At 61.7% G+C, this 19,568-nt stretch carries 24 protein-coding genes; 17 read left to right on the top strand and 7 right to left on the bottom strand.

The window, feature by feature from the left end:
- Positions 1 to 166 precede the first annotated feature (166 nt).
- Positions 167 to 1,450, top strand: coding sequence for an MFS transporter (locus tag RPMA_RS12785; RefSeq protein ID WP_211913149.1), 1,284 nt, complete (start codon positions 167 to 169; stop codon positions 1,448 to 1,450).
- 99 nt (positions 1,451 to 1,549) lie between these two features.
- Here the strand turns inward: RPMA_RS12785 and RPMA_RS12780 are convergent, their stop codons facing one another.
- Complete coding sequence (locus tag RPMA_RS12780; RefSeq protein ID WP_211913148.1) at positions 1,550 to 3,106, bottom strand: acyl-CoA carboxylase subunit beta; 1,557 nt, start codon at positions 3,104 to 3,106, stop codon at positions 1,550 to 1,552.
- Positions 3,036 to 4,004 (bottom strand): IclR family transcriptional regulator, encoded by a 969-nt coding sequence (locus tag RPMA_RS12775; RefSeq protein WP_211913147.1) that lies wholly within the window; start codon positions 4,002 to 4,004, stop codon positions 3,036 to 3,038. Before RPMA_RS12775 ends, RPMA_RS12780 begins: the two co-directional genes overlap by 71 nt.
- A gap of 353 nt (positions 4,005 to 4,357) precedes the next feature.
- Here RPMA_RS12775 and RPMA_RS12770 point away from each other — a divergent pair, with 353 nt between their 5' ends.
- Positions 4,358 to 5,512, top strand: coding sequence for a TAXI family TRAP transporter solute-binding subunit (locus RPMA_RS12770; protein WP_211913146.1), 1,155 nt, complete (start codon positions 4,358 to 4,360; stop codon positions 5,510 to 5,512).
- Between the two features lie 191 nt (positions 5,513 to 5,703).
- Positions 5,704 to 7,905: a TRAP transporter permease gene (locus tag RPMA_RS12765; protein WP_211913145.1), complete on the top strand. Its 2,202-nt coding sequence runs from the start codon at positions 5,704 to 5,706 to the stop codon at positions 7,903 to 7,905.
- A gap of 86 nt (positions 7,906 to 7,991) precedes the next feature.
- On the opposite strand, the gene RPMA_RS12760 is transcribed toward RPMA_RS12765, so the two are convergent.
- Both RPMA_RS12760 and ilvA read right to left on the bottom strand, forming a co-directional pair.
- Positions 7,992 to 8,444, bottom strand: a complete 453-nt coding sequence (locus tag RPMA_RS12760) for a hypothetical protein (protein WP_211913144.1) — start codon at positions 8,442 to 8,444, stop codon at positions 7,992 to 7,994.
- A 232-nt stretch (positions 8,445 to 8,676) separates the two neighbouring features.
- Positions 8,677 to 10,194: a threonine ammonia-lyase, biosynthetic gene (gene ilvA, locus RPMA_RS12755; protein ID WP_211913143.1), complete on the bottom strand. Its 1,518-nt coding sequence runs from the start codon at positions 10,192 to 10,194 to the stop codon at positions 8,677 to 8,679.
- 129 nt (positions 10,195 to 10,323) lie between these two features.
- Between ilvA and RPMA_RS12750 the strand changes: the two genes are divergently transcribed.
- On the top strand, positions 10,324 to 11,481 hold the full coding sequence (locus tag RPMA_RS12750) for an acyltransferase family protein (protein WP_211913142.1): 1,158 nt from the start codon (positions 10,324 to 10,326) through the stop codon (positions 11,479 to 11,481).
- A 6-nt stretch (positions 11,482 to 11,487) separates the two neighbouring features.
- On the opposite strand, the gene RPMA_RS12745 is transcribed toward RPMA_RS12750, so the two are convergent.
- Entirely contained in the window at positions 11,488 to 12,900 is a 1,413-nt protein-coding gene (locus tag RPMA_RS12745; protein WP_211913141.1) for an O-antigen ligase family protein, read from the bottom strand.
- A gap of 252 nt (positions 12,901 to 13,152) precedes the next feature.
- Here RPMA_RS12745 and RPMA_RS12740 point away from each other — a divergent pair, with 252 nt between their 5' ends.
- Positions 13,153 to 13,407 carry a hypothetical protein gene (locus RPMA_RS12740; RefSeq protein ID WP_211913140.1) on the top strand — a complete coding sequence of 85 codons (255 nt, stop codon included), beginning with the start codon at positions 13,153 to 13,155 and terminating at the stop codon, positions 13,405 to 13,407.
- Between the two features lie 5 nt (positions 13,408 to 13,412).
- Positions 13,413 to 14,558 carry a site-specific integrase gene (locus RPMA_RS12735; RefSeq protein ID WP_211913139.1) on the top strand — a complete coding sequence of 382 codons (1,146 nt, stop codon included), beginning with the start codon at positions 13,413 to 13,415 and terminating at the stop codon, positions 14,556 to 14,558.
- 24 nt (positions 14,559 to 14,582) lie between these two features.
- Here the strand turns inward: RPMA_RS12735 and RPMA_RS12730 are convergent, their stop codons facing one another.
- Positions 14,583 to 14,792, bottom strand: coding sequence for a helix-turn-helix domain-containing protein (locus RPMA_RS12730; RefSeq protein ID WP_211913138.1), 210 nt, complete (start codon positions 14,790 to 14,792; stop codon positions 14,583 to 14,585).
- Positions 14,789 to 14,947 carry a hypothetical protein gene (locus tag RPMA_RS12725; protein WP_211913137.1) on the bottom strand — a complete coding sequence of 53 codons (159 nt, stop codon included), beginning with the start codon at positions 14,945 to 14,947 and terminating at the stop codon, positions 14,789 to 14,791. Before RPMA_RS12725 ends, RPMA_RS12730 begins: the two co-directional genes overlap by 4 nt.
- Positions 14,948 to 15,030: 83 nt before the next feature.
- Here RPMA_RS12725 and RPMA_RS12720 point away from each other — a divergent pair, with 83 nt between their 5' ends.
- Genes RPMA_RS12720 through RPMA_RS12670 form a run of 11 tightly spaced genes read left to right on the top strand, consistent with a single transcriptional unit; the run spans position 15,031 to position 19,539 of the window.
- Positions 15,031 to 15,816 (top strand): DNA cytosine methyltransferase, encoded by a 786-nt coding sequence (locus tag RPMA_RS12720; protein WP_249225653.1) that lies wholly within the window; start codon positions 15,031 to 15,033, stop codon positions 15,814 to 15,816.
- A complete protein-coding gene (locus RPMA_RS28555; protein WP_211913136.1) occupies positions 15,813 to 16,037 on the top strand; it encodes a Lar family restriction alleviation protein in 225 nt (74 codons plus the stop codon). The genes RPMA_RS12720 and RPMA_RS28555 overlap by 4 nt, the downstream gene beginning before the upstream one ends.
- The gene (locus tag RPMA_RS12710; RefSeq protein ID WP_211913135.1) at positions 16,034 to 16,243 is read left to right on the top strand and encodes a hypothetical protein; all 210 of its coding nucleotides are present in this window, start codon (positions 16,034 to 16,036) and stop codon (positions 16,241 to 16,243) included. The genes RPMA_RS28555 and RPMA_RS12710 overlap by 4 nt, the downstream gene beginning before the upstream one ends.
- Positions 16,240 to 16,875: a hypothetical protein gene (locus RPMA_RS12705; RefSeq protein WP_211913134.1), complete on the top strand. Its 636-nt coding sequence runs from the start codon at positions 16,240 to 16,242 to the stop codon at positions 16,873 to 16,875. Before RPMA_RS12710 ends, RPMA_RS12705 begins: the two co-directional genes overlap by 4 nt.
- Positions 16,872 to 17,057, top strand: coding sequence for a hypothetical protein (locus tag RPMA_RS12700; protein ID WP_211913133.1), 186 nt, complete (start codon positions 16,872 to 16,874; stop codon positions 17,055 to 17,057). The genes RPMA_RS12705 and RPMA_RS12700 overlap by 4 nt, the downstream gene beginning before the upstream one ends.
- Positions 17,054 to 17,959, top strand: coding sequence for a hypothetical protein (locus RPMA_RS12695; RefSeq protein ID WP_211913132.1), 906 nt, complete (start codon positions 17,054 to 17,056; stop codon positions 17,957 to 17,959). The genes RPMA_RS12700 and RPMA_RS12695 overlap by 4 nt, the downstream gene beginning before the upstream one ends.
- A 25-nt stretch (positions 17,960 to 17,984) precedes the next feature.
- The gene (locus RPMA_RS12690) at positions 17,985 to 18,197 is read left to right on the top strand and encodes a hypothetical protein (RefSeq protein WP_211913131.1); all 213 of its coding nucleotides are present in this window, start codon (positions 17,985 to 17,987) and stop codon (positions 18,195 to 18,197) included.
- Complete coding sequence (locus RPMA_RS12685) at positions 18,194 to 18,496, top strand: hypothetical protein (RefSeq protein ID WP_211913130.1); 303 nt, start codon at positions 18,194 to 18,196, stop codon at positions 18,494 to 18,496. The genes RPMA_RS12690 and RPMA_RS12685 overlap by 4 nt, the downstream gene beginning before the upstream one ends.
- Positions 18,493 to 18,774 (top strand): hypothetical protein, encoded by a 282-nt coding sequence (locus RPMA_RS12680; protein WP_211913129.1) that lies wholly within the window; start codon positions 18,493 to 18,495, stop codon positions 18,772 to 18,774. Before RPMA_RS12685 ends, RPMA_RS12680 begins: the two co-directional genes overlap by 4 nt.
- Complete coding sequence (locus RPMA_RS12675) at positions 18,764 to 19,273, top strand: hypothetical protein (protein WP_211913128.1); 510 nt, start codon at positions 18,764 to 18,766, stop codon at positions 19,271 to 19,273. The genes RPMA_RS12680 and RPMA_RS12675 overlap by 11 nt, the downstream gene beginning before the upstream one ends.
- Positions 19,273 to 19,539, top strand: a complete 267-nt coding sequence (locus tag RPMA_RS12670; RefSeq protein WP_211913127.1) for a hypothetical protein — start codon at positions 19,273 to 19,275, stop codon at positions 19,537 to 19,539. Before RPMA_RS12675 ends, RPMA_RS12670 begins: the two co-directional genes overlap by 1 nt.
- The last annotated feature ends 29 nt before the right edge of the window (positions 19,540 to 19,568 follow it).

The following is a 19,568-nucleotide window of genomic DNA, read 5'->3' as shown; positions in this document are numbered from 1 at the left end:
AATCCAGTCTTTGGTCAAGAACTGGATTGCTTCGCCCAAAAGAATTGGCTTTGCCAATTCTTCAGGGCTCGCAATGACGGTTGAGAGGGCGGAGCGCTCCCTCCCTTGCAATTGCCGCAGCGCATCATATGATGAGCATCATCCTTTTCATCACATGGACATCACGATGATCTCCGGATGGCTTTCGACCGCACTCGCTCGCCGCAACATCCATTACGGCTGGGCGATGATTGCCGTGACCTTCATCACCGCGCTGGTGAGTGCCGCGGCGGTCGGCGCGCCCGGCGTGTTCATCGTGCCCTTGCAGAAGGAATTCGGCTGGAGCACTGCCGAGATTTCCTCGGCCATGTCGATCCGCTTCGTGCTGTTCGGCCTGATGGCACCCTTCGCCGCGGCGCTGATGAACCGCTACGGGCTGCGTAATGTTACGCTGACGGCACTGGTGATCGTGGTCGCCAGCCTGGTGCTGTCGCTCGGCATGACAGAGCTCTGGCAGTTAGTAGCCCTGTGGGGATTTGCGGTCGGCGTCGGCACCGGTATGACGGCCCTCGTCCTCGGCGCCACCGTGGCGTCGCGCTGGTTCAAGGAGCGGCGCGGCCTTGTGATCGGCATCCTCACTGCAAGCGCCGCCACCGGACAGCTAATCTTCCTGCCCATTCTAGCGAGCATCACCGCGCAAGTCGGCTGGCGCTGGGCGCTCGCTTTGATGTGCGTGATGCTCGCTTTTGCCGCTATCGCCGTGTTGCTGGTGATGCGCGATCGGCCGAGCGATCTCGATCTGCGCCCGTTCGGCGATACCAGCACCGATCCGCTGCCTCCGCCTCCCCCGGCCAATGCGCCGATCATGGCGGCGGCCCTCGGCGCGCTGCGCGATGCCGCGAAGACAAAAGTATTCTGGATCCTGTTCGCGACTTTTTTCATCTGCGGCGCCAGCACCAACGGGCTCGTGCAGGTTCACCTGATCCCCATGTGCCTGGACTTCGGCATTCCCGAAGTGCAGGCCGCTGGCCTGCTCGCGGCCATGGGCGTGTTCGATTTCGTCGGCACCATCGCATCGGGCTGGCTGTCGGATCGCTATGACAACCGCTACCTGCTGTTCTGGTATTACGGCCTGCGCGGCCTGTCGCTGCTGGCGCTGCCCTTCACCGACTTCACCTTCTACGGGCTATCGCTGTTCGCGTTGTTCTATGGCCTCGACTGGATTGCTACGGTGCCGCCGACTGTCCGTCTTACCGCCGCGCAGTTTGGCGCGGAGCGTGCCGGCCTCGTCTTCGGCTGGATCTTTGCGGGCCATCAGCTCGGCGCGGCGACGGCCGCCTTCGGCGCCGGCCTGTCGCGCACGGTGCTTTTGAGCTACCTGCCGGCATTCTTTGCGGCAGGTGCTCTTTGCATCGTGGCCGCCGTGATCGTGCTGGCGATCACGAAGGACAAGAAGATGGCGACGGCGTGAGGATGTAGGGTGGGCAAAGGCGCGAAGCGCCGTGCCCACCTTCAAGTGCCGTGCGCGTGATGGTGGGCACGCTTTGCTTTGCCCACCCTACACTATTAGTCACGGCCGCATCTGCAATCGCGCCGGGCCGGGCGTGCGCAAAGGCTCAGCGAGACGCGCAAACTCACACAGCAGCGAGCGCGTCTTCAGCGGGTTGATCACCTCTTCCACCCAGAACTTCTCGGCCGAACGGAACGGCGAACGCAGCTTGTTGAGACGCTCCTCAATTTCCTCGAGCTTGGCCTTGGGATCATCGGCCGCATCGATCTCGGCGCGATAGGCGGCCTCGATACCGCCTTCCAATGGCAGCGAGCCCCAATAGGCAGATGGCCACGCATAGCGCATCGAATAGCGGTTGGCCGGCTGATGCACCACGCCGGCGACGCCAAAAGCGTTGCGCAGGATGATCGTGCACCACGGCACCGTGCTCTGGTTCACCGCCGCCATCGCGCGCACGCCATAGCGGATGGTCGCCTGTTTCTCGGCTTCGAGGCCGACCATGAAACCCGGGCAGTCCATCAGATAGACCACCGGCAGATGGAAGGTCTCGGCGAGATCGACGAAGCGGATCACTTTCTGGCAGGCGTCTGACGTCCACGAACCGCCGTAGTGGAACGGATCGCTGGCCAGCACGAGAACAGCGCGCCCTTCGAGGCGGGCAAAACCCGTGATGATCGGGCGACCGAAATTCGCCGACATTTCGAAGAACGAGCCGCGATCGACGACAGCGTCGATGATCGGCCGCATCTTGTAGACTTCCTTGCGCCCGCGCGGCACGGCGTTGAGCAGCATCGGCTCGGCCCGCTCGGGGTCGTCATTGCAGGGAAGCGTCGGCGGCAATTCGTAGACCGATGACGGAAGGTAGGACAGGAAGCGCCGCGCGCAGGCGAAGGCCTCCTCCTCCGTATTGACCGCATGATCGACACCGCCGGCACGTGTCTGGATATCGGCGCCGCCGAGTTCTTTCTTGTCGAGGGCTGCACCAAGACGCGCGACGACCGGTGGCCCTGCGACGAACATCGCAGAGTTCTTGGTCATCACCGAATAGTGGCACGCAGCCAGACGCGCGGCACCGAGGCCGGCGACGGAGCCGAGCCCGAGACCAACCACCGGCACCTGGGACAGGTTCGCCGTTGTGTACCAGTACCAACGCGTGCCGCCGACGCCGCCGGGCAGATTGGCGGCGCCCTTGGTCTCGATGGTCTTCACCGAGCCACCGCCACCCGAACCTTCGATGACACGGATGATCGGCAGGCGCAGCTCATGCGCCATCTCCTCGGCCATCAATGGTTTGGCCGAGATCGACGCATCGGCTGATCCACCGCGCACGGTGAAGTCATCGCCGACCACGACAACGGTGCGGCCATCGATCCGCGCCCGGCCGAACACGCAGTTGGCCGGGGTCAGCTTCGTCAGCTCGCCCTTCTCGTCATATTCGCCGATGCCGGAGACGGCACCGATCTCATGAAAACTGTTGGCGTCGGTCAGCTTGTCGATGCGCTCACGAACCGTGAGCCGGCCCTGGTCATGCTGTCGCTTGACCTTGTCAGCGCCGCCCATCTCCCGCGCGAAGGCTTCGCGCCGGGCCAGGTCGTCGAGTTCCGGCTTCCAGTTCATTCATTCCCTCCGGGAGCATTTTTTTATGAATTGTTGGGGCCGAAGGGGCGCTCGACACGGCAGCCGCGGTGAGGCCGCTATCGGCATTCTGGATCATGACGCTGATCGTCTCGCTGAGCTGACGAATGATCGGGCCGATCTCGCTCGCCATCCGCTCATCGTCATACATGGCCGACAGCACGCCGATCACCACCACCACATAGGTCTGGTAATGCGGCGACCAGATCGGAACGCCGATGCCGGTAATGTGCGGGCTGAACATGCCGCTGGCGATGACATAGCCATGGTCACGCAGCGACTGGCGATTGGCTTCGATCCTGCTGCGCAGGATATTGGCCTCATCCGGCATGTCCCGCGACATGTCCTTGATCAGCGCATTGCCGACATCTTCGTCGAGCGCCGCCAGATAGGCATGGCCGGCGGCCGTACGGCCCATGGCAATGCGGCTGCCGGTGGTCGAATGCAGTCCGAGCGCGTGATCGGCGCGGGCATATTCGAGATAGACCATGTGGTGACGGTCGGGGATCGTGAAGCCGATGGTGCCGGGGATCTGATCGGCCACTTCCTGCAGCCGCATGCGGATCAGGTTGCGCACCTGCAGGCCGCGCGTCATCGAGGTGCTCATCGCCACCGCGCTGGAGCCAATGCGGTATTTTTGATCGCCGGGGAGATAAGCGAGCTGGCCCATCCGGGTCAGCGTATGCGTCAGGCGCGACACCGTCGAGCGCGGCAGGCCGCAACGCTTGGAAATTTCGAGATTACCGAGGCGCGCATCGTGGCCCTCGAAGCAGCGCAGGATATCGAATGCGCGCGAGACCACCTGAATCACGTCGCCCTCGCCCGTCTGATCGCTGGCGAGCATACCCTGCTTGGTGAGCCGTTCAGACCGTCGTCCCATAATGCGCATCCTCTTGGGCGGCGCATCTTTGGCTGGAACCGGTCGTCATTGACCTCCAGCAGCGCCGCCATCCCGTTTCGTTACGCGGAATTATATTCCGCTTGCCGGCTACGCTACCTCACGGAATTTCGAACGACAACACCATGATGCGCGCAACCCCTCATGCTTTGGGCGCGTATCGTCGCAGCACCCACACACCTTTAGCGAGCAATGACGCAATGCTTTCGCCGCCGCGCATCGGCCCAGAGAACGAGGACGGTGATGCCAATCCATGTTGTCATCGTCAAAACGCGATGACATGATCGCGAAATAACAAAAGCAATTCGCAAAGCGAATGCATTCGGGAGGGATCTATGTTGCACCGGCTCGTTGGGCTGGCGTCGATGGCTGTGCTGTGCACGGCCGGCGCCGTACAAGCACAAGACATCAAGCTTCCATCATCCATGGCGGTCACCGCCTATGACACCGGCACCGCCGGCTTCAACATCGCTGTCGCTGTCGGCAAAATGATGAAGGACAAATACGGCACCGACGTACGTGTTCTGCCCGCCGGCAACGATGTTGCCCGCATGGCGCCGCTGCGCGCCGGTCGTGCAACGATGTCGTGGATGGGCTCGGGCGTCTATTTCGCGCAGGAAGGCGTGTTCGAGTTCGGCGCCAAGGAATGGGGCCCGCAGCCCGCGCAGGTGACGCTCTCCACCATCGACTGCAACGGCGCGTCGCTTGGCGTCGCCAAGGATATCAACGTTAAAGAGATCAAGGATCTCCGCGGCAAGCGCGTCGGCTTCGTCGTAGGCTCGCCCGCCTTGAACCAGAACTCGCTCGCCATCATGGCCTATGGCGGATTGACCAAGGCCGATGTGAAGCCGATCGAATTCGCCAGCTACGGCGCGATGTGGAAAGGCATGGTGAACAACGACGTCGATGCGGCTTTCGGCACCACCATTACCGGCCCGGCCAAGGAAGCCGAGACATCGCCGCGCGGACTGATCTGGCCGCCGATGCCGGCCGAGGACAAGGCGGCATGGGAGCGCGTGAAGCGCATCGCACCGTTCTTCAATCCGCACGTCGCGACTTGCGGTGCCGGCATCACGCCGCAGACGCCGATCAAGCTCAGCACCTACCCCTATCCCATCGCGACGGTTTACGGCTCGCAGAGCGAAGACCAGATCTACGCGATCACCAAGGCGATGATCGTGAATTTCGACGCCTACAAGGATAACGCGCCCGGCGCGCTTGGCCTTGCCGTCAAGGCACAGTCGATGAAATGGGTGGTGCCTTTCCATCCCGGCGCCGTGCGCGCGTTGAAGGAGGCCAATCACTGGACCGCCGAAGATCAGATGCACAATGACGGGCTCATCAAGCGGCAGGGCATTTTGAAGGCTGCATGGGATGGTTACGCCAAAGCCAGTGCATCGAAGAGCGAAAGCGAGTTTCTCAGCGGCTGGATGACGGCGCGCGCAGATGCGCTCGTCAAGGCCAATATGCCGAACGGTTTCGAGGAATAGCGCGTTTCGATTTGAAATGTCGCTCGCTCCACAAACTCTTCCTCATCCTGAGGAGCTGTGCGTTTGCGCGGCGTCTCGAAGGATGGAGATGATCGCCATGGTTCGAGACGCGCGCCAATGGGCGCGCTCCTCACCATGAGGACGGTGTTAAGCAGCACCTCATCCGCCACAAGCCGCTGGATCGCATTGCCATGACTTCATCTTCTGACTCTGCGCGGCTGAATTCCGACGTGCCACCGAAAATGGAGCTCGACGATCCCCATGGGGTCGCCGACCTCCAGGAGTCTGAAGTCACGCGCGTGCGCGCGTTGCACGGCATCTGGCGCTGGGCCTTGATGGCTGCAACGCTCGCGACCATCCTGCTCTGCATCAATCAGCAATTCGCACTGCGCTTCCTCGTCGATTACACGCAGCTGAATACGGAATACTTCTATCTCCTGATCGCGCTGATGTTGCCGTTCACGTTCCTGATGTTTCCGGGAACGCCGAAGGCCAATCTCGATCGCGTGCCGTGGTACGACCTCATTCTCTTCGTCGGCACTTTCGCTGCCGCGATCTACCTGATGCTGAACATCCGAAAGGCCGCCCAGTTCGGCTGGGAATTCGATGGCGCGCCCAATGGCGTGATCGCGGCCGGACTCGTGATGTGGTTCGTGTTGATGGAAGCGCTGCGCCGCACCGGCGGCTGGAGCCTGCTGCTCAGCGTCGCGCCCTTCACGATCTATCCGATGGTGGCGGATTCAAGCTGGCTCGGCCCGTTCCGCGGTACCCAATCGACACTGGCGCAGACCACCGCCTATCACGTCCTCTCCGGCGAAAGCCTGCTCGGCATCCCGATCCAAGCCTTTGCCGATACGGTGATCGGCTTCCTCGTCTTCGGCACAGCGCTGATGATGACGGGCGCCGGAAAATTCTTCATCAATATCGCCTTCGCGCTTTGCGGCACGTTCCGCGGCGGCGCTGCAAAGGTCTGTATCTTCGCATCGGGCCTGCTCGGCACCGTCGGCGGCAGCATCGTCTCCAATGTGCTCACCGCCGGCACCATGACGATCCCGGCGATGAAGAAAACGGGCTTCACGCCGTCTTATGCCGGCGCGATCGAAGCCTGCGCCTCCACCGGCGCCGTGCTGGCGCCGCCGGTGCTGGGGGCAACGGCTTTCGTGATGGCGCAGTTCATGAACGTCAGCTACGCCGATGTTGCGCTGGCCGCCACCATTCCGTCGGTGCTGTATTATTTCGGCCTGTTCGCGCAGGTGGACTCCTATGCCGCACGCCACAAGCTCGAAGGCATTCCGCGCGAGGAGCTGCCGCGCTTCCGCGATGCGATCAAGGACGGCTGGTATTATCTGTTCGTCATCGCGATCCTGGTGGTGATGCTGCTCTACTTCAAACGCGAGAGCCACGCGCCGTTCTATGCCACGGCACTGCTCGTGATCCTGCATCAGTGGTCCGGGCCGGCGCCATGGAAGACCGGCAACACGCTGGTGCTGCTGCTCGCCATCGCCCTCACCGGCATCATGCTGTGGCTGGATGCGCCGAATTCGATCCTGTGGGGGATGTGCATTCTGGCCGCCCTCAACGAGTTCTTCCCCGGCAAGAACTGGGGTGGCGCGCGCTGGTTGCATTTCCTCGAACTCAACGGCAAGACCTTCGTCGAACTGATTGCCATCCTCGCCGGCTGCGGCCTGCTGATCGGTGCCTTCTCGCTGACCGGCGTGATCTCCAGCCTCGCCAATGATCTGCTCGCCATCGCCGGCGGCAATGTCTTCCTGCTGCTGGTGATGTGCGCCTTCACCAGCCTCGTGCTCGGCCTCGGCCTGACCACCACCTCCTGCTATATTTTCTTGGCCATCCTGGTGGCGCCGGCGCTGGAAAAACTCGGCCTCAACAAGATGGCCGTGCACATGTTCATCTTCTATTGGGGCATGCTGTCATCGATCACGCCGCCGGTCGCCATCGCGTCCTTTGCCGCCGCCGGCATTGCCGGCGCACCGGCGATGAAGACGGGATGGCAGAGCATGTGGGTCGGCAGCATCATCTACTTCATCCCGTTCTTCTTCGTGCTGAATCCGTCGCTGCTGCTGCAGGGCGAAATGCCTTATGCGGAGGCGCTCGGCCTCACAGCCCTCGCCTGCATCGGCATCGTCTTCATCTGCGGTGGCATTCAGGGCTATCAGGCCTGGGTCGGCGATCTCCGCCGCGCCGGCACGATGGAATGGCCGCTGCGCGTGCTGCTGATCCTTGGCGGCATCACACTGGCAACGCCGGGCGGCGGCATCAATCCGCTGTCGCAGTGGCAGATCGTGATCCTGGCGTTGGCGATCTTGGTGCCGACGGTGCTGGTGGCACTGGCGCTGGTAAGACGGAGGAATCGGAAGCTCGTCGCTTCTTAGGGTGGGAAAAGCGCAGCGGGCCCACCTTCAAGTGCACGGCTGTTTGAGGTGGGCACGCTGCGCTTTGCCCACCCTACATTCCCGCGCTAGAAAAACTCTTCCGGACAGGGATCGATGATCTTCCACAATTCCATGCCGTTCTTGACCTTCTTCATCTCCGGCGTGAGGCCGCCATTGCGGGCGAGCCAGCTTTTTACCGTGGCCGGATAATAGGACATCAGATCGGACGTCCCCTCCTGGCTGATGACCTTCATGCCGAAGGTGAACGACTTGTCGTAATAGGCCTGATGGAAACCGAGGCTGGCGCGCGGCGTCACGCAGACCTTGTTGAGCGGCACGATGCCGAGCACGAGTGTGCAGGCCGAATTGCAGATCCCATCGATGATCACCCGTTCCTTGCGCTCACGGATGCGCTCATACTTCGCCTTGTATTCCTCGACATAGCCACCGTGGTCGCGGGTAATGCGCAAATCGGCATGGGCGGGCGCAACGAAAAGCACCACCAGCGACGTCAGCAAAGGCAGCAACAAAAGGCGCATCGGGCCATGAAACCGGTAAGAAAAATCCCCCAAGGCCGCCGCCCGAGAGGGCATTGGCCTAGCCGTCCGATTCTGGCCGGACAGTGCTAGCAATTCGTTAAGCATCGGCTTCGAACGAAAAAAAGGCAGAAATGGGGAGCGTAGCCCGGATGACGCGAAGCGTAATCCGGGCTTCAGGGTAGCAGCATATCGCCGGTCCCCGGATTGCGCTGCGCTCCATCCGGGCTACAGCCTAGCCATTCAAAAACATCCGGTAGACCGGGTTGTCCGTCTCGTCCTCATAGGGATAGCCCAACGCGCTCAGGCGCTCGCCCATGCGGCCGCGATCGGCTTCGGGCACCTGCAGGCCCACCAGGATGCGGCCATAATCGGCGCCGTGGTTGCGGTAATGGAACAGCGTGATGTTCCAGTCGGGCTCCATCTGGTCGAGGAATTTTAGCAAGGCTCCAGGCCGTTCCGGGAATTCGAAGCGGAGGATCACCTCGCCCTTCAATTCCGGCGGCGCGCGCCCGCCAACCATATAGCGGATATGCAGCTTGGCCGTTTCGTCCGCGCTGATATCCAGCACCTTGTAATCGAGCGAACGCAGCTGCTCGATCAGCTTCGCTTTCTCCTGCCGCGCGTCCGACAGCTTGATGCCGACAAAGACATTGGCTTCCTTCGCCTCGGCATAGCGATAGTTGAATTCGGTGATGACCTGATTGCCGATGGTCTGGATGAAGCGGCGATAGCTGCCGGGCTTTTCCGGGATGGTTACGCCAAGCAGGATTTCACGGGCTTCGCCGACTTCGGCGCGCTCGGCCACGTGGCGCAGGCGGTCGAAGTTCATGTTGGCGCCGCTGCTGATGGCCACCAGCGCGCCTGATCGCGTCGGGTTCGCCGCGGCATAGGCCTTGAGCCCGGCCAGCGCCAGTGCGCCTGCGGGTTCGGCGATCACGCGCGTATCCTCGAAGATATCCTTGATCGCCGCACACATTTCGTCGGTGTCGGCCGTGATCACATCATTCAGCAATTCGCGGCACAGACGGAAGGTCTCGGCCCCCGCCTGACGCACGGCGACGCCATCGGCGAAAAGGCCGACGCGATTGAGCACGACACGATCGCCTGTTTCGATGGCGGCTTTCATGGACGCCGCGTCCGCAGGTTCGACACCGATCACCTTGGTCTCGGGCCGTAGGAATTTGATGAAGGACGCAACGCCTGCTGCCAGACCGCCGCCGCCGATCGGCACAAACACCGCTTCGATCGGATCGGGATGCTGTTGCAGGATCTCCATGCCAATGGTGCCCTGCCCCGCGATCACGTCGGGATCATCATAGGGATGCACGAAAGTCAGCTTCTGTTCGACCTCGAGTTTTCGCGCATGCGCGGCAGCTTCGTCGAACGTGTCGCCGAACAGCACGGCATTGCCACCCCAATAGCGGACGGCATCGATCTTGATCGGCGGCGTCGTCACCGGCATCACGATGGTGGCCTTGATGCCGAGCTTCTGCGCCGACAGCGCCACGCCCTGCGCGTGATTGCCTGCGGACGCACAGATCACGCCGGCGGCGCGCTGCTCCGGCGAGAGCTGCGCGATGCGGTTATAGGCGCCGCGAATCTTGAACGAGAACACCGGCTGTAGATCCTCGCGCTTCAACAGCACCGGGCTGCCAATACGGGCGCTGAGGCGCACCATCTTGTCCAGCGGTGTCTGTACCGCGACGTCGTAGACGCGGCTGTCGAGGATCTTGCGAACATAGTCAGTCACGGTGAAGTCCTGAAACGTGGTGCCAAATCGGTGTCAGCGATCCCACCCAAGGGGTCACATGGGTCAATTCACCGGAGATGGGCACTGAAATGCAAAGAAAATCAAGCCCGGACGTAGACTGACACCTATGTGCAGCCGGTCGGTAAGAGCCTACACACCTGCGTTAACGATGACGTATCGCGGCAATCCTATGCTTTACAGCAACAACCTTATCCGCTGAACATCGTGTCCGTGATGCCCCCCTCGCCCGATCACATCGTGACATCAGACGCTCCCGATCGTCAGGTCTGGATCGATTATGCCCGCGGCATCGGCGTCATTCTGGTCGTGTTCGGCCACGTCCTTGGAGGCCTGTTCAGCGCCCATCTGTTTCCCGACGAAACGCTGACACGCTGGATGAGCTACACGCTCTACACCTTCCACATGCCCCTGTTTTTCTTTCTCGCGGGGCTGAACGTGCAGCACAGTCTGCGGCATGGCACACGGTCATTTCTCGCCAGCAAGGCCTGGACCATCGCCTACCCCTATGTGTTGTGGTCGCTCATTCAAGGCGGCGTCATCATGGTGATGGCACGCGATGCCAATGTCCCGATCCTGCCGAGCGACCTTGCCGCGATCTGGTATCGCCCGATCGGGCAGTTCTGGTTTCTCTACGCCCTGATGATCTGCCACATCGTTGCAGCTCTCGTGCGCCGCCGTGCACTGATGATCGGGCTGGCCCTGCTGAGCTTCGCGATCTTCTGCGCGTTGCCGGCCCGGCCTGACCTCGCGCTCACGCTTCACCACTTCGCTTTCTATGTGGCCGGGCTCTACGGAGCGCGGCTCGTGACCGCGTGGCAGCCGCAGCGTGGTGCCGGCTGGCTGCTGCTGATGGCGGCTCTTGCAGGTTTCGCGGCTGCCGTTGCTGCAACAGCTCGCCTCTCGGGTTGGGATGCAAACAGCCTGCTGGCGCTGCCCGCCTGCATTTTCGGCATCGCGGCCGTCGTTCTTCTCTGCAAGCTGATGGACGCGCCCCGTCACCGCTGGCTGGCCGCAGTCGGACTGATGTCGATGACGATCTATATCCTGCACATCCTGGCCGGCTCCGGCACCCGCATCCTGATGCTGAAACTGAATGTGCCGCACTGGCCCTGGCTCTATTTGCTGGCGGGGACGGCAGCCGGCGTGATCCTGCCCATGATCGCTCATGTCGTCCTGCAGCGCCTGAACCTGCTGACGCCCCTGGGACTGGCACCTCTCGCCAGACGCAAAACGGCTTCGGTGCCCAGCACAGCGGTCACGCGTTAGACGCGTTCATGCTTCCTGGGGCACGGCGCGTGGAACGGGAGACTGGACCACCAGATCCCATGGACAGGCCATGGCAAAAATCATCCAGAACAGCACCGAGATCTCGCCGGACGCGATGCTGGTCAATGGGACGTGCAGAATGATGCCGCCGAATGCGATGGCACCGAGCACGACGCCTTCGCGTGTGGGCATGCGCCAGGCAGCGGACACACTCCATGTGGCAACCCAGAGATAGGCAGCCAGTGAAATCAGCCCGACAGGAATGCCGAATGTCAGCCAGCTGGAAATAATCTGGCCATCGATCGGCATCGCACCGGCCACGCCGACATCCGAGAAGGTAAATCCTGTTCCCCACACCATGGCATCGGGCATGTTCCACAGCGTCACGAACTCTTCGAGCCGCTCGGCGCCGCTGCCATCTTCCGAGCCGCTGCCCAGGGACTGCAGGCGCGTGGTGATCACATCGCCGAACGGCGTGAACAGCACGGCGCACACGGCCGCAACAGCAATGCCGACGCCCGTCGTGATCGCGCGAAAACGCGTGGCGCTGAAGAACATGCAGAACAGCACGCCGACTGCGAGGGCGAGCCAGCCTGCACGATAGAGCGACAGCAGCAGGCCGATCGCCGCCGGTGCCAGCGCAAACAATGACTGCCAACCCGGCCGCAAGAATCCCAGCAGCAGCATTCCTGTCGCCGTGAACGTGGCATAGGTCGCCGGGCCGTTCATCGTGCTGAACACGCGCACCATGTAAGGCAGCGGAAAGCCTGCCGAGGTGATGCTCGCATAATTCATCCAGAACCGATCCCAGTTCGGGGGATCGACATATTGCCAGATGCCATAGAGCCCCGTGATCGGGAGCACGACGAAGAAGGCGCCTGCCATCGCGTTGACCAGCTCGCCGTCCGACCGCGCACGCTGTTGCAGCGCGATTCCGTAGAGCACCGGCGCGCCCCATTTCAGCGTCCCCGTCGCGGCTGCCATCCAGTCATTTTGGAACATCGTCAGCGCCGTCCCGTAAGCGAGACATGCGAGCACGACGAACGGGCCGACGACCCACGGATTACGCGGCCGCCCGACCTGCGACAGCCACGTCCACAGGCTGGGCAGCGGCGTCAGGACAAATAGCAACGGGCCGATCAGCATGACGCTCGACTGGTCGAACCCGACCGTCAGGTCGACGACCCGCCGGACGAATGGCGTGAATGCGAACAGGACGATGGCTGACTGCACATGCGCCGCGGCGCTATGGCGCCATGCCAGCCAGCCCACGCCCGCGCAGCCGATCACGAAAAGCGGGCGCGACAGCCCACCAAGCACGGGGCCGGCCGCCAGCGTGCCGGCCAGCAACAAAACCGTGGTAAGCCACCCCGCAAAGACGAAGGCGAGCAGCCCGGACCTGAGTCGCGCCTGATTCATGGCGACAGACTAACGCGATCCCCCGATGCACTGAAAGCGTGCAGAGACGGAAACCTACGCGTCGAAAAACTCAAATGATGCATCGGTTTAATGGTGCACTCGGAGCGATTCGAACGCCCGACCCTCGGAATCGAAATCCCCTACTCACGCCTTATTCGTCAACGGACGTTCTGAATTTTCCCGGTCCGTTCACGTACTGAAATCATTGGGCTTTTCGGCACGTTCAGAATGCGCCTTCGGCCGGAGGGCAGCATGAGCTTCGAAAAAGCACGCGCCGGCCTGATCCATTTCCGGACCGAGAACGCCCGCAATCCTTCGCTCTTCCACCGCGCCAGCACTGCGGTGAGCCAGCTCGAACACCTTCAGAAGCCGGCCAGCGTTCCGCACGAGCAGCGCCTTCGCAAGGGCCTCGCGCTGACCACGGCCGAGATCGAGAAGGCACGCGCCGACGGCGGCCGGTACCTCCCGGCGAACCGCCGGACCCGTCCCTACCGGAAGTCGAGGTAACCGCCATGAAGAGCGATTGCCGCGACGTCGTCGTTTGGACCGGCCGAACCGAGCCGGACGCCCCTGTCATCGAAATCCAGGCCGTGTCTGGGCATGTCGGCCCTCGCCTCCGCGATGTCATCGATGCCTATCAGACCGACCCGTTGTCGAGCTTCCACAAGCAGCGGTTCCATGTCCGGCAGAACCACGCTGGGATGCTCCGCCGGATTCGGGACCAGCACGGCTCGACGCCGATCGGCGACATCACCGGCCGGACCCTGATTGAGTGGCACGCCGGCTGGAAGGGTGCCGACAAGGTGGCCATGGCCCATTCGATGGTCGGGCAGCTGCGCACCGTGTTCAGCTTTGGCTTCACCCACCTCGCCGACCCGCAGTGCGAGCGCATTAGCCAGATCCTGCACCGACTCAAGTTCCCGATGGCCGGCGCGCGCACCGAGCGGATCACCGCCGACCAGGCGGACGCCGTCCGGACATGGGCTCATATCGTCGGCTGGCACTCGATCGCCCTCGCCCAAGCGCTGCAGTTCGAGCTCATCCTCCGGCAGAAAGACGTCATCGGCGAGTGGGTGCCGCTCACCGAGCCTGGCGATTCTGATGAAGTTTGGGGCGACCAGAAGTGGCTACGCGGCCTCCGCTGGTCCGAGGTCAGCGATGACCTGATCCTCCGTCACGTGACCAGCAAGCGACAGAAGCCGGTCGAGGTAGACCTCACCCTTTCGGCGATGGTTATGGAGGAACTGGCATTCCTCGATGAAATCCCGGACGGCAACGAGCCGGTGATCATCAACGAAGCGACCGGCATGCCGTGGACCGCTTCGGAGTATCGGCGCAAGTGGCGCATCGTCGCGCGCTACGCCGGCGTGCCGGACAACGTATTCAACATGGACTCGCGTTCGGGCGGCATCAGCGAGGCCTTTGAGGCCGGCGTCACACCGGAGCGCATCCAGAAGTCGGCCACGCACTCCGATTTGCGCACCACCGGCCGATACAACAGAGGCGACCAGCTGCGCGCGGCGTCAGAGGTTCAGCTCGGCCGAGCATCCCAGCGTCGCGAGCTCGATAGCGACGTCCGCGCCGCCCGCTGGCACGACGCGCAGGCGATCGACGTGAAGGTCCAAGGCGGCAAGCGCCGCACCGGTGGTGTCGTATGACGCTGTCTTCCCATCAGTGCGGGACTATCCCGTCGCGAGCTTTTTCATCGCGTATTCGCCGGTCTTGCCGGTCGCAATTAGGTAGCGCAGGAACCTCTGTGCTGGCGGCGGAACGTCCCGCTCGCCGATTGCCCAGCGACGAGATGTGCGCTCGTCCACGCCAAGAAGCCGGCCGGCCGCAACCTGCGAGAGGCCCAGCTTCTCGATCGCCTCTCGGTATTCGTCCGGGGTCACTGCGGATATTCCCGCGCAACGTACTCGCGGGCCTCTGGGGTCAGGTTTCCGACCTTGAGCATCGCGCGGGCCATAGCCTCTCGCGCATCGGCCTTCTTGATCTGTCCGAACGTCTCTTTGACGTCCTTGACGGTCTGCGTTTTGCGGCTGCCCATTTTCATCTCCATCACCGGACAAAATTGCCCTTGCGATGGTCCAGATATAGGGCCATTGGCCCTATTCGTCAAGGGGGAGTTTCGTGAATGTGCTCGACCTATTCAGCGGGATTGGCGGAATGTCGCTCGGCCTTGAGCGCGCCGGCATGCACGCCGCCGCATTCTGCGAGATCGAACCTTACGCTCGCCACGTCCTCCGGAGGCACTGGCCCAGCGTGCCCTGCTACGACGACGTGTGCGCCCTCACCGCCGATCGCCTGCGATCAGACGGCATTGAGGTCAACGCTATCTGCGGCGGATTTCCGTGCCAAGACATCAGCTATGCCGGCTTCGGCGCTGGGCTCGACGGAGCCAGATCCGGTCTTTGGTTCGAATACGCCAGGCTCATTGGCGAGCTGGGACCGGACGTCGTTATCGTGGAGAACGTCTCAGCGCTGCTTGATCGAGGGATGGGAGCGGTTCTCGGAACGCTTTCCGACCTCGGGTACAATGCAATCTGGGACACTGTTACCGCATGCGCCGTGGGACTCTCACACGTGCGACGACGAGTGTTCATTGTGGCCTACGCCAACCGCCTCAATGGATGGACGCGGTTTCGGGATTCCTTTGCACGAGAATACCGGTCGCTACAAACGCTCGACCGTTTTGAGAGTGCACGCGCTCGTCAAAGAGCACGGATGGCGAATCCATCCAGCCTTTACGGAGGCGCTGATGGCCTTCCCTACGGAATGGAGCGTAATCGAGGCATTGGAAACGCCGTTGCCCCGGACGTCGCGGAAACGATCGGGAGGGCGATCATGACCGCCCTGAAAATCAGCGCGCAACCCACTACGGCCATCAGCTCCAAGGACGGAGGGCCTGCGTCATGAGCCTAGTCGATTTGAAGCCCTGCCCGTTTTGCGGAGGTTACGCCACGCTCGAACGTATGGGCGGACACGCATGGTCCTGCATCGTTACCTGCGTCGAATGCGGCTGCACGCTCGAGAGCAACGAGCAATGGCCCAACTCGGGCAAAAAATGGAACCAACGCGTTACTCCGATTGCAGACTTTTCACCATCCGGCTCCAACGAGGGAGGGCATGCGTCATGATGACCAAGCCGAAGTGCGATTACTGCGGTCGCTTTCACAACAGCATGAAGCCAGGCGCGAGCTACGCCATGCGTTACTCCGGCTGGCCGCTCTGCCCCGATCACGAGGCGACGCGCTGCGTGGCCTGCACAGAAAAACATGGTCCGCTTAGGGCTCAGCATGGCTGCGCAGACTGGACCGCCGGAATCATCGGAGATGCGGCATGACTATAACCGCTACAGACTTGCAGATCGCGACCTTAAAGCACCGCCTTCACATCGCGCGGGAGCAATTAATCAAGCTTCGCGACACGGCATACATTATCAATGCTGACGAGTTGATGATGGAGACGAACAAGGTAATCGACGGCGCGTGGCACACTCTAAATTTCGAGATGCCGGAATTGCCGTCCGACCTAGAGAGCCGTCTTGAGCATCAAAACCCGTACAAGCACGGGTGCAATCCTGCCCTGCCGATGCAGGATACGAGTCTTGACCGGCTTTTGATGATGTTTTCTGACGTGGCTGACAAATGGATCGAGTCCGATTGCTCGCCGCTCGCCATTTCAGCACTGCAATTCGCAATTGGCGCTGTTAGGGATGAGCAATTTCGTCAAGACAACCCTGTAGTTAATGCAGAACTTCATCAGATGAGAGAGCAAATTGCACAGATCGTGGCGACCTCTCCCGAGTCATTTCGACCGCGCATAGTTGCGGGCGAAGGCCTTACCGAGACGGAGAAAGAGCGACATCTACGGGTTAGAAATTCGGCTTACTACAAAGCTGATACGATAATTGCTTTGGTTGAAAGCGCGCAACTCCACCTCCGCACTGAACCCGCATCAGGAGATCAGCCATGAGCGAGCCAAAGCAAGAGGCGCTCGACAAGATCGAAGCCGCCATCGATCGGCTGGACAATTATGTCGCCTCGCTGACCGCCTTCACCACCCTTCCCGATTCCATCCACGTTTCGGCGCTCCGCGAGGGGTTGCCGGAAGTCGCGGCGGAACTGCGCGCCGCCCTCCAGGAGGCAGGACGATGAGCGAGCACGCACGACTGGCCATGGAAATCGTCGCGATGGCTCAGAAGCTGGATGACGTCAACGAGCACCGTTACGACCACAACGACGCGGTGATGATCGCCACCCGACTGCTGGAGGAAGCGTTCCCCGATCATGCCCCACCAGCGCCGGCACCCACCAATGCCACGCATTCGTCGCACATCACACGCTTCAGCGATTCCTCGTATTACGATGAGGTCTGCACGCTGTGCGGTGCGACCGACGCCAACGGGCAGGAAAAACTCAGCCAGCCGTGCCCGAAGGCTGCGCACTTTGCTGCAAGCACCGACGAACCATTCGACGTGATGGCGACCATCGATCCTGACTATGCGGAGTCGTTCGAGCGTGAACGTGAGCAAGAACAGTTTTGGGGAGCGCCTGCCCCCACCACCTCGCCCGAGCTGAACTCTTCGAAATCTTCTAACGGTTCGCCCGAGCCGGATGCGGTGAGGGAGGCGCTGGCAGATATTCTAGATCCCGCGACGAGGTACCCGAAGCGCCGCGATCCGGAAAACGTACATAATTGGCGCAGGAGGATTGCACTTGACCTCGCGGACAAGGTGATCCCGTTTTTTGCCGCCCTCTCCCGGCCAGCGCATGGGGGATGGGAGGAAGCGCTGCGACGCATCCGCGATTTCCCGCATAGCTGCAGCCCGTGCGAACAGGCGATGGCACAGATCGCCCGCGATGCCCTTGCTCGCAAAGAGTGCGCACCCGCGTTGGATGTCAGCCATTTCCTCTGCCCAGGGTGCGGCAATGACATGCGCAATCCGGCCGAGCCACATAAGGCGGACTGCGAGTTCATCGCATTCGTAAAAGCAAAGAAAACAAGCGCGGCACCCTCCGATGCCGTGTCGGGCAAGGAGGACGCCACCAATGGCTAGTTACCAAACCTGGGATGGAGTGAGCATGCAACGCGCGTTGCTCGACTGTGACATTGTCGAGGAAACCCGCGTCACAGATTGCGGCCCCGGACCCATGTATTTTTTGAAGCTCGGATCGAAAGTAATCCCCATCGGCATCGACCACCATTTCGCGGAAATGCTGAAGTTCGCATTGAAGCGAAATGCCGAAGCCTTTGAGCGCCCTAGTTCAACGCTCGTCGGGGAAAATGGCCAATGACCGATATCGTCGAGAAACTGACTATCTGGCCAGCCGCTGACGGAGCCGATGCCCTTGCCGGGCACTTCGTCGAAGCCCTGATGCAAGAAGCCGCCGCCGAGATCACCAAGCTCCGCGCCGAACGCGACGCCGCCGCGCGTGACATGCGGGAGCGGTGCGCGAAGGTGGCGGAAGAAATGAGCGAAAATCCGAACTGGTCGCCAAGCGAGCAAGACGGTGCATTCTCGCTCGCAAAGATGTTGCGCCTCCTACCCGACACGCCAGCGATCCTTGCGACTGATGGAAAGGATGAGACATGACCCTGTGGCAGCGATATCAGGTCTGGCGTCACCGTCCCGGCATGATCCTGGCAGCAAAGCTGGCTGAGCAGCAGGCGTGGAAACATCCCAATGCCAACATGCTTGGCCCCGAACAAAACCTCATGGGCTTTTGCAATTCGCTCTATTCACGTGTCGCGACGGCCGAACAGCATGGCGATGTCAGCGGCCTGTGCCTCGACGCCACGACCCCGCTAGCCAAGATCAGGCGCCACACCGCCGCGCTCACCTCTCACAAGGAAACAGCCCATGAAGGGTGAAATGCTCTCGCGCATGATCTCGCTCGCCACGGAGCGTCATGCCGGCCAGTTCGACAAAGGTGGCCGGCCGTACATCCTGCACTGCCTGACCGTGATGCACCGCCTACGCACCGACGACGAAGAATTGCAGTGCATCGCCGTCGGTCATGACCTTATCGAGGACACCGATATCGAAGCTTGCAATCTAATCGAGATGGGATTCTCGGTCCGGATTGCGGGCGGCATCCTCGACCTGACGAAGTTTCGGGACGAAACTCCGGATGCCTATCGAGCTCGCGTCAAATCGAATCCAGATGCCATCCGCGTGAAGATGGAAGACCCGCGCCACAACAGCGATATCCGGCGCCTCAAAGGCGTGACCGACAAAGATATCGCTCGCATGGTCCGGTACCACGAATTCTATCTTGATCTGGCCTCAACGCTGGTTCCGCAGCAGCAAACCAGTGGTTCGGAAATTCCGAATAACTGCCCGCAGAACACCACCCAGGAGAAGACGTGATGGCATGGCAATCGATGGAAACGGCGCCGAGAGACGGCACACCGTTTCAGGCGAAGATCCCCGGCCACGGCAGCGACAATATCCTCGCGTGGACGGACGGCCTGCTCAATTCCGACAATCAGTTCTGCGGCGGCTGGTCATTTGCCGAGGATCAGGAGCCGCCGGATTCGTGGACCGATGGCATCTGCTGGGCGGTGAATGCAGACGGCAACCCGTCTGTTCAACCGACCGAATGGAAGCCGCTGCCGCAGTCCCATCATCAGTAATCACGGCACCAACCACTCACACGCTCACA

The sequence above is a fragment of the Tardiphaga alba genome, assembly GCF_018279705.1.
In the GTDB taxonomy this organism is placed as follows: Bacteria; Pseudomonadota; Alphaproteobacteria; order Rhizobiales; family Xanthobacteraceae; genus Tardiphaga; species Tardiphaga alba.
Note: the sequence above shows the minus strand (reverse complement) of the source record. Positions and strands in the feature narration are given on the sequence as shown.

What these genes read in the sequence shown, in the direction of transcription:
- RPMA_RS12675 (WP_211913128.1), top strand. Translation starts at nt 18,764, where the DNA reads ATGAAGGGTGAAATGCTCTCGCGCATGATCTCGCTCGCCACGGAGCGT.
- RPMA_RS12770 (WP_211913146.1), top strand. Translation starts at nt 4,358, where the DNA reads ATGTTGCACCGGCTCGTTGGGCTGGCGTCGATGGCTGTGCTGTGCACG.
- RPMA_RS12705 (WP_211913134.1), top strand. Translation starts at nt 16,240, where the DNA reads ATGACTATAACCGCTACAGACTTGCAGATCGCGACCTTAAAGCACCGC.
- RPMA_RS12775 (WP_211913147.1), bottom strand. Translation starts at nt 4,004, where the DNA reads ATGGGACGACGGTCTGAACGGCTCACCAAGCAGGGTATGCTCGCCAGC.
- RPMA_RS12785 (WP_211913149.1), top strand. Translation starts at nt 167, where the DNA reads ATGATCTCCGGATGGCTTTCGACCGCACTCGCTCGCCGCAACATCCAT.
- RPMA_RS12680 (WP_211913129.1), top strand. Translation starts at nt 18,493, where the DNA reads ATGACCCTGTGGCAGCGATATCAGGTCTGGCGTCACCGTCCCGGCATG.
- RPMA_RS12735 (WP_211913139.1), top strand. Translation starts at nt 13,413, where the DNA reads ATGAAGAGCGATTGCCGCGACGTCGTCGTTTGGACCGGCCGAACCGAG.
- RPMA_RS12765 (WP_211913145.1), top strand. Translation starts at nt 5,704, where the DNA reads ATGACTTCATCTTCTGACTCTGCGCGGCTGAATTCCGACGTGCCACCG.
- RPMA_RS12700 (WP_211913133.1), top strand. Translation starts at nt 16,872, where the DNA reads ATGAGCGAGCCAAAGCAAGAGGCGCTCGACAAGATCGAAGCCGCCATC.
- RPMA_RS12745 (WP_211913141.1), bottom strand. Translation starts at nt 12,900, where the DNA reads ATGAATCAGGCGCGACTCAGGTCCGGGCTGCTCGCCTTCGTCTTTGCG.
- RPMA_RS12725 (WP_211913137.1), bottom strand. Translation starts at nt 14,947, where the DNA reads ATGGGCAGCCGCAAAACGCAGACCGTCAAGGACGTCAAAGAGACGTTC.
- RPMA_RS12710 (WP_211913135.1), top strand. Translation starts at nt 16,034, where the DNA reads ATGATGACCAAGCCGAAGTGCGATTACTGCGGTCGCTTTCACAACAGC.
- RPMA_RS12695 (WP_211913132.1), top strand. Translation starts at nt 17,054, where the DNA reads ATGAGCGAGCACGCACGACTGGCCATGGAAATCGTCGCGATGGCTCAG.
- RPMA_RS12740 (WP_211913140.1), top strand. Translation starts at nt 13,153, where the DNA reads ATGAGCTTCGAAAAAGCACGCGCCGGCCTGATCCATTTCCGGACCGAG.
- RPMA_RS12690 (WP_211913131.1), top strand. Translation starts at nt 17,985, where the DNA reads ATGCAACGCGCGTTGCTCGACTGTGACATTGTCGAGGAAACCCGCGTC.
- RPMA_RS12760 (WP_211913144.1), bottom strand. Translation starts at nt 8,444, where the DNA reads ATGCGCCTTTTGTTGCTGCCTTTGCTGACGTCGCTGGTGGTGCTTTTC.
- RPMA_RS12670 (WP_211913127.1), top strand. Translation starts at nt 19,273, where the DNA reads ATGGCATGGCAATCGATGGAAACGGCGCCGAGAGACGGCACACCGTTT.
- RPMA_RS12685 (WP_211913130.1), top strand. Translation starts at nt 18,194, where the DNA reads ATGACCGATATCGTCGAGAAACTGACTATCTGGCCAGCCGCTGACGGA.
- RPMA_RS12780 (WP_211913148.1), bottom strand. Translation starts at nt 3,106, where the DNA reads ATGAACTGGAAGCCGGAACTCGACGACCTGGCCCGGCGCGAAGCCTTC.
- RPMA_RS28555 (WP_211913136.1), top strand. Translation starts at nt 15,813, where the DNA reads ATGAGCCTAGTCGATTTGAAGCCCTGCCCGTTTTGCGGAGGTTACGCC.